Here is an 8084-nt window from a genome sequence, read left to right on the forward strand (position 1 = left end):
CGGTTCATGAGCCGGGCCAGGCACGTCGGCAAGATCGTGCTGACGATGCCGCCGCGCTGGAACCCGGACGGCACCGTCCTGATCACCGGCGGCACCGGCGCGCTCGGCGGGCACCTCGCCCGGCATCTCGCGGCCTCGGGAATGCGGCACCTGCTGCTGGCCGGCCGGCGCGGCCCCGACGCGCCGGGCGCCGCCGAACTCGCCGCCGAGCTGCGGGAGCTGGGCGCCGAGGTGACCGTCGCCGCCTGCGACACCGCCGACCGCGACGCCACCGCCGCGCTCCTCGCGCGGGTTCCCGCCGCGCACCCGCTGACGGCGGTCGTGCACACGGCGGGCGTCCTCGACGACGGCGTCGTCGCCTCGCTCACCCCGGAGCGGCTTGCCGCCGTGCTGCGGCCCAAGGTCGACGCCGCCTGGCACCTGCACGAGCTGACCCGCGACCTGGACCTGGCAGCGTTCCTGCCGTTCTCGTCCATAGCCGGTGTCATGGGCAGCCCCGGCCAGGGCAACTACGCCGCGGCCAACTCCTTCCTCGACGCCCTGACCGCGCACCGGCGCTCCCTGGGCCTGGCCGGCACCTCGCTCGCCTGGGGCCCCTGGTCCCATGACGGCGGCATGACCAGCACCCTCTCCGACACCGACATGCGCCGCATGCAGTCCGGCGGGCTGCCGCCGCTCTCCGTCGACCAGGGCTTCGGCCTCTTCGACGTCGCACGCGGCTCCGACGAGTCGTTCCTGGTCCTGGTCGGCCTCGCCCCCGGCGCCATGCGCGGCGCCGCCCCCGAGGACCTGCCGCCGCTCTTCCGCGGCATGGTCAGGAGCAGCCGCCGCACCGCCGCCGCCACCGACGCCGCCGGAGCGGCCGCCGCGCTCGGCGCCAAGCTCGGCGAACTCCGCGCCGGCGAACGCGTCCGGTACGTCACCGAGCTGGTCCGCGAGCAGGCCGCCCGCGTGCTGGGCCACGCCACGCCGAAGGCCGTCGACGTGACACAGGAGTTCCGGGAGCTCGGCTTCGACTCGCTGACCGCCCTGGAACTGCGCAACCACCTCTCCACGGCGACCGGGCTGCGCCTTCCGGCCACCCTGGTCTTCGACTACCCGACCCCCACGGCACTCGCCGAACACTTCGTATCCGAGCTGGCCCCCGGCGACGAGGGCCCCCAGGGCCCCTCGCTGCTCGCCGAACTCGACCGCCTCGAAGCGCTCTTCGCGGCCAACGAGCACGACGAGATCACCCGCACGGGACTCGCCCTGCGGCTCGGCCAGATGCTGGACAAGGTGCGCGGCAGCGCGCCGGAGTCGACCGGCACCCCCGTGGACGACACCTTCGAATCGGCCAGCGCCGACGAGGTGTTCGCCTTCATCGACAACGAGCTCGGCCGCATGGGCGACCACTGAGACGAGCCGGTTCACCACAGGAAGGTTTTCCCGTCATGCCCGATGACAAAAAGCTCGTCGACTACCTCAAGTGGGTCACGGCCGACCTGCACAAGACCCGTCGGCGGCTGGAGGAGTCCGAGGCGAGCCGGCACGAACCGATCGCCATCGTGGGCATGGCCTGCCGGCTGCCCGGCGAGGTCGCCTCCCCGGAGGACTTCTGGCAGCTGCTGGACGAGGGCCGCGACGGCATCGCCCCGTTCCCCACCGACCGGGGCTGGGACCTCGACGCCCTGGGCGGTGAGGGGGCCGGCAGCAGCGCCGCCGCCGAAGGAGGCTTCGTCGACGCCGCCGCCTTCGACGCGGGATTCTTCGGCATCTCCCCGCGCGAGGCCGTCGCCATGGACCCGCAGCAGCGCCTCCTGCTGGAGACCACCTGGGAAGCGGTGGAACGCGCCGGCCTCGACCCGGTGTCCCTGCGCGGCTCCCGCACCGGCGTGTTCGTCGGCACCGCCGGCGTCGACTACGTCGGCGTCGTGATGAACTCCCGCGAGGACGCGGAAGGCCACGCCACCACCGGCCTCACCGCCAGCGTCGTCTCCGGCCGCGTCGCCTACGCCTTCGACCTCGCCGGCCCGGCGGTCACCGTGGACACCGCCTGCTCCTCCTCCCTGGTCGCCATCCACCTGGCCGCCCAGTCCCTGCGCCAGGGGGAGTGCGGCCTCGCGCTGGCGGGCGGCGTCACCGTCATGTCCACCCCCATGGGCTTCTCCGGCTTCACCCGCCAGGGCGGCATCTCCACCAGCGGCCGCTGCAAGGCGTTCGCCGACTCCGCCGACGGCACCGGCTGGTCCGAGGGTGCCGGCGTCCTCGTCCTGGAGCGGCTCTCCGACGCCCGCCGCAACGGGCACCAGGTCCTCGCCGTCGTCCGCGGCTCCGCGGTCAACCAGGACGGCGCGTCCAACGGGCTCACCGCACCCAACGGGCCCTCGCAGCAGCGGGTCATCCGCCAGGCCCTCGCCGGCGCCGGACTGTCACCCGCCGACGTGGACGCCGTCGAGGCCCACGGCACCGGCACGCCGCTCGGTGACCCGATCGAGGCGCAGGCCCTGCTGGCCACCTACGGGCAGGACCGTCCGGCGGAGCGGCCGCTGCTGCTCGGCTCGGTGAAGTCCAACATCGGCCACTCCCAGGCCGCCGCCGGGGTCGCCGGCGTCATCAAGACCGTCCTGGCCATCCGCCACGGCGTCCTGCCCGAGACCCTCCACGTCGACGCGCCGTCCACCCACGTCGACTGGACCGCGGGCAACGTCCGCCTGCTCACCGAACGCACCCCCTGGCCGGAGACCGGCCGGCCCCGCCGCGCCGCCGTGTCCTCCTTCGGCATCAGCGGCACCAACGCCCACCTCGTCGTCGAGCAGGCCCCCGAACCCGAGGAGCCGGAGCAGCCCGCCGCACCGACGGCTCACCCGGCGGTCGTCCCGTGGCCGGTCGCCGCCAAGACGAAGGGCGCCCTGGACGCACAGCTCGGGGGCGTGTCGGCCCTGACCGACGCCACCGCACTGGACGTGGGCTTCTCGCTGGCGTCGGGGCGGTCGGTGTTCGAGCACCGGGCGGTCCTCCTCGCGGGCACGGCGGGCGAACAGCCGGTCGAGGTCGCGCGCGGTCGTGCGGTGCAGCGTTCGCTCGCCGTCCTGTTCTCGGGCCAGGGATCGCAGCGGGCCGGGACGGGGCGTGAGCTGTACGCCGCCTTCCCGGTGTTCGCGGAGGCCCTGGACGCCGTACTGGCGCGGCTGGACGTGGAGTTGGAGCGTCCGCTGCGGGAGGTGCTGTTCGCGGGGGAGGGTACGCCCGAGGCGGAACTGCTCCACACCACCGGGTTCACGCAGCCCGCGCTGTTCGCGGTCGAGGTGGCGCTGTTCCGGCTGGTGGAGTCGTGGGGTGTGCGGCCGGAGTTCGTGGCCGGGCATTCCGTGGGTGAGATCACGGCCGCGCATGTGGCGGGTGTGCTGTCCCTGGAGGACGCGTGCACGCTGGTCGCGGCGCGTGCCCGGCTGATGCAGGACCTCCCGGCCGGCGGCGCCATGATCGCCGTACAGGCCACCGAGGAGGAGATCACCCCCAGGCTGACCGAGAACATCGCCCTGGCGGCGGTGAACGGTCCGGACGCGATGGTGATCGCCGGCGTCGAGTCCGAAGTCTCCGCCCTGGCACAGGAGTTCGCCGCACAGGGCCGCAAGACGCAGCGCCTGTCGGTGAGCCACGCCTTCCACTCGCCGCTGATGGAGCCGATGCTCGACGCCTTCCGCGAGGTCGCGCAGACACTGACCTACACCGAACCGGCCATCCCGGTCGTCTCCAACGTGACCGGCGAAGTCGCCGACCCCGCCCTGCTGTGCTCCGCCGACTACTGGGTGCGCCACGTCCGCGGCACCGTCCGCTTCGCCGACGGCGTACGGGCCCTGACCGACGGGGGAGCGGACGCCTTCCTGGAACTGGGCCCCGGCGGCGTCCTCACCGCCCTGACCCGGCAGACCGTCGGGGACGAGGCGGACGTCGTGGCGGCGCCCGCCCTGCGCGCCCGGCGCGACGAGCAGACCGCGCTGCTCACCGGGCTGGCCGAACTGCACGTCGCGGGCGTCCGCGTCGACTGGGCCGCCTGGTTCGAGGGGACCGGCGCCCGCCGCACCGACGTGCCCACCTACGCCTGGCAGCACCGCGCCTACTGGCCGCGGCCCCTCGCCTTCGCGGCGGACGTGGCCGGCGCCGGGCTCACCCCCGCCGAGCACCCGCTGCTCGGCGCGGCGGTGTCGCTGGCCGGCTCCAGCGGCGTCCTGCTCACCGGGCGGGTGTCCCTGCGCACCCACCCCTGGCTCACCGACCACACCATGGGCGGCATGGTCCTCTTCCCGGCGACCGGCTTCCTCGAACTGGCCGTACGCGCCGGCGACCAGGTGGGCTGCGGCCGGGTTCAGGAACTCACCCTCACCACGCCGCTGGTGCTCGACGCCGGCGGGGTCGCGCTCCAAGTGCGGGTCGGTGCCCCCGAAGCGTCCGGCGGCCGCGAACTCGGCATCCACTCCCGGCCCGCCGGCGCCCCCGACGGGCCGTGGACCCAGCACGCCACCGGTGTCCTCGTACCCGACGAGCGGCAGATCGAGTTCGACGCCGCCCAGTGGCCGCCGCAGGGCGCCGAACCCCTCGACCTGACCGGCTTCTACGAGCGCACCGAGTACGGGCCCCTCTTCCAGGGCCTGCGCGCCGCCTGGGCCCGGGGCGAGGAGGTCTTCGCCGAACTGGAGCTGCCCGGCCGCGCGGACGACGCCGAACTGTTCGCCCTGCACCCGGCCCTGCTCACCGCCGCACTGCACGCCGTGGAGTTCGTGGAACTGAAGGACGCCGACCAGGGACTGCTGCCGTTCTCCTGGTCCGGGGTGTCCCTGCACGCCTCCGGCGCCGCCCGGCTGCGGGTACGCCTGGCCAAGGCCGGGGAGGACACCGTGTCCATCGCCGCCGTCGACCCCGCCGGCCGGCCCGTACTGTCGGTCGAGGCGCTGGCCCTGCGCCCGTCGTCCGCCGCCCGGCTGCTCGGGCCCGGCGCCGCCGACCGGCCCGCCGCACCGGCCACGCGTGCGACCCGCCCGGCCGCGACCGTCTCCACCGTGCCGGTCCGCGCCGCCGGCACGGCGTCCTTCCGCGACCGGCTGACCACCCTCGGCGCCGCCGAACAGGAACAGGCCCTGCACGACCTGGTCGTCACCTGCGCCGCGGAACTCCTCGGCCACCCCGACACCTCCGAGGTCGATCCCGAACGCGACTTCCTGGAACTGGGTTTCGACTCCCTCATCAGCATCGAACTGCGCCGCAGGCTCAGCGAGGCCACCGGTCTGCAACTGCCCGCCAGCATCGTCTACGACAGCGGCTCCCCGAACGGGCTCACCACCTGGCTGCTCACCGAACTGGGCGCGCAGGGCGGCGGCACGGTCCCCCGGGGCGGTGGCGCGGCCGGCGGTCCCGTCGAGAACGACTCGATGGAGCGGCTGTTCCTCGACGGCCTCGCCCAGGGCAAGACCCGGGAGGCGCAGCGCATGCTGGCCACCGTCGCCGCCCTGCGGCCCACCTTCGAGGCGACAGCCGAGCTGGAGGACCTGCCCTGGCCGGTGACGCTCGCCGAGGGTCCGGCCCCGTCGCGACTGGTCTGCGTCAGCGCGCCCACCGCCAACGGCGGTGTCCACCAGTACGCCCAGCTCTCCGCGCACTTCCGGGGCAGCCGCGACGTGGCCGCGCTGCCGCTGGTCGGCTTCGCCACCGGCGAGGCCCTGCCCGCCGGGCCCGAGGCCGCGGCCCGGGTGATCGCCGAGAGTGCCCTGCAGGCCGCCGACGGCGAACCGTTCGTCCTCGTCGGCCACTCCTCGGGCGGCTCCCTCGCCTACGCCGCGGCCGGCGTGCTGGAGAGCACCTGGGGCATCCGCCCCACCGCCGTCGTACTGCTGGACACCCTGAGCATCCAGCACAAGAACGACGAGGGCGTGGACTTCTCGGGCATGATGCGGTTCAACTTCACCGCCGTCGACGACTCGCCCGTACGGCTCACCAACTCCCGGCTGTCCGCGATGGGCCGCTGGATGGTGCTGCTCAACGCGCTCGACGTGCACCCCACCACCGCGCCCGTGCTGGAGATCAAGTGCACCCGCGCCCTCATCGAGGGCGTGCCCGCACCGGATGCCGAAAGCCTGCACGAGCCGCTGGTGCCGTCGGCGGCCGTACGACCCGTCGACGCCGACCACCTCTCACTGATCCGCGAGGACTCCGCGAAGGCCGCTGCCCTCATGGAGGAATGGCTGACAGCCCTGGAGGAATCGGCGGCCGCCGCCCGATAACCCACGACGACGAGGGAATTCACCAGTTCTCCGTCCCGGGCCGGGCGTGCGTGGTGCCCACCACCGCGTCCGGCCCCGCCTTTCTCTCCAGGCTCTAGGGAAACCCGCAGTCCGCGAGGGCCAGACTGGCCACCGGACCGGGTCGGGCCTACGACCCGGACCGGAAAGCCACCGGGCGCGCCCTGCGCGCACCGCGGGTTTCCGAACAGGGTCGGGGCGTGGAATCCGGAAATCGCCGCTCTCCGCGTTCTCCGGAATCTGAGTGAGAGGTGGGCACCTGATGTCGAACGAGGACAAGCTCCGCGCGTACCTCAAGCGGGCGATCGCCGACCTCCAGGAGGCCCGCCAGCAGCTCAGCGAGGCCGAGAACCGGGATCGCGAGCCCGTCGCCGTCGTCGCCATGGCCTGCCGCTACCCCGGCGGCGCCCGCTCGCCCGAGGAACTGTGGGAGCTGGCCCGGGACGGCGTGGACGCCATTTCCGCATTCCCCGGCAACCGCGGCTGGGACCTCGACCGTCTGTTCCACCCCGATCCCGCCCACCACGGCACCACCTACACCCGCGAGGGCGGCTTCCTGCACGAGGCCGGCGAGTTCGACCCGGCGTTCTTCGGGATCTCCCCGCGCGAGGCCCTCGCCATGGACCCGCAGCAGCGCCTCCTGCTGGAGACCTCGTGGGAAGCCCTGGAGCGCGCAGGGATCCTCCCCGACTCCCTCACCGGCAGCCCCACCGGCGTCTTCGTCGGCACCGGGCACGGCGACTACGACAGCGCCTCCCGCGGCCGCCAGGAGGAGGTCGCCGGACACCTCCTCACCGGCAACACGGTCGCCGTCGCCTCCGGCCGCCTGTCCTACACGTACGGCTTCGAGGGTCCCGCCGTCACCGTCGACACCGCCTGCTCCTCCTCCCTGGTCGCCCTCCACCTGGCCGTGCGCTCCCTGCGCCAGGGGGAGTGCTCCCTCGCCCTGGCCGGCGGCGCCACCGTCATGTCGACGCCGAAGATGTTCACCGAGTTCTCCCGGCAGCGCGGCCTGGCCGCCGACGGCCGCTGCAAGGCGTTCGCCGCCGCCGCCGACGGCACCGCCTGGTCCGAGGGCGTCGGCATGGTCCTGCTGGAGCGGCTCTCCGACGCCCGCCGCAACGGGCACCAGGTCCTCGCCGTGGTGCGCGGCTCCGCCCTCAACCAGGACGGCGCCTCCAACGGTCTCACCGCCCCCAACGGGCCCTCCCAGCAGCGCCTGATCCGTCAGGCCCTCATCGACGCCGGACTGTCCGCCGCCGAGATCGACGTCGTCGAGGCGCACGGCACCGGCACGACCCTGGGCGACCCGATCGAGGCCCAGGCGCTCCTGGCCACCTACGGTCAGGACCGTCCGGCGGAGCGGCCGCTGCTGCTCGGCTCGCTGAAGTCGAACATCGGCCACACCCAGGCCGCGTCCGGTGTCGGCGGCGTCATCAAAATGGTGCAGGCCATGCGGCACGGCACGCTGCCCAAGAGCCTCCACATCGACGCGCCCACCCCGCACGCCGACTGGGCCGACGGCGCCGTCGACCTGCTCACCGAGCACACCCCCTGGCCGGAGACCGGCCGGCCCCGCCGCGCCGCCGTGTCCTCGTTCGGCGTCAGCGGCACCAACGCCCACCTCGTGCTGGAGCAGGCCCCCGCCGTCCAGGCCACCGACACCGACACCGACACCGACACCGACACCGAGCCCACGTCCGGGACCGGCACCCCGGCGTGGTTGCCGTGGGTGGTGTCGGCGAAGTCGCGTGAGGCGGTGCGGGAGCAGGCGGCGCGGCTGGCGGTGTCGGTGCGCGGCGCGGACAC

Annotated in this window: 3 protein-coding genes; all 3 read left to right on the forward strand. The window is 74.2% G+C overall.

What is annotated here, in order from left to right; genetic code table 11:
- On the forward strand, positions 1-1398 hold a 1398-nt coding region (locus tag ACFWVE_RS34225), incomplete at its 5' end, for an SDR family NAD(P)-dependent oxidoreductase (protein WP_384022920.1).
- A 35-nt stretch (positions 1399-1433) separates the two neighbouring features.
- The gene (locus tag ACFWVE_RS34230; RefSeq protein WP_384022923.1) at positions 1434-6257 is read left to right on the forward strand and encodes a beta-ketoacyl synthase N-terminal-like domain-containing protein; all 4824 of its coding nucleotides are present in this window, start codon (positions 1434-1436) and stop codon (positions 6255-6257) included.
- Positions 6258-6534: 277 nt separating this feature from the next.
- On the forward strand, positions 6535-8084 hold a 1550-nt coding region (locus tag ACFWVE_RS34235; protein WP_384022926.1), incomplete at its 3' end, for a type I polyketide synthase.

The organism is Streptomyces sp. NPDC058632 (assembly GCF_042717095.1).
In the GTDB taxonomy this organism is placed as follows: Bacteria; Actinomycetota; Actinomycetes; order Streptomycetales; family Streptomycetaceae; genus Streptomyces.

What these genes read in the sequence shown, in the direction of transcription:
- ACFWVE_RS34230 (WP_384022923.1), top strand. Translation starts at nt 1,434, where the DNA reads ATGCCCGATGACAAAAAGCTCGTCGACTACCTCAAGTGGGTCACGGCC.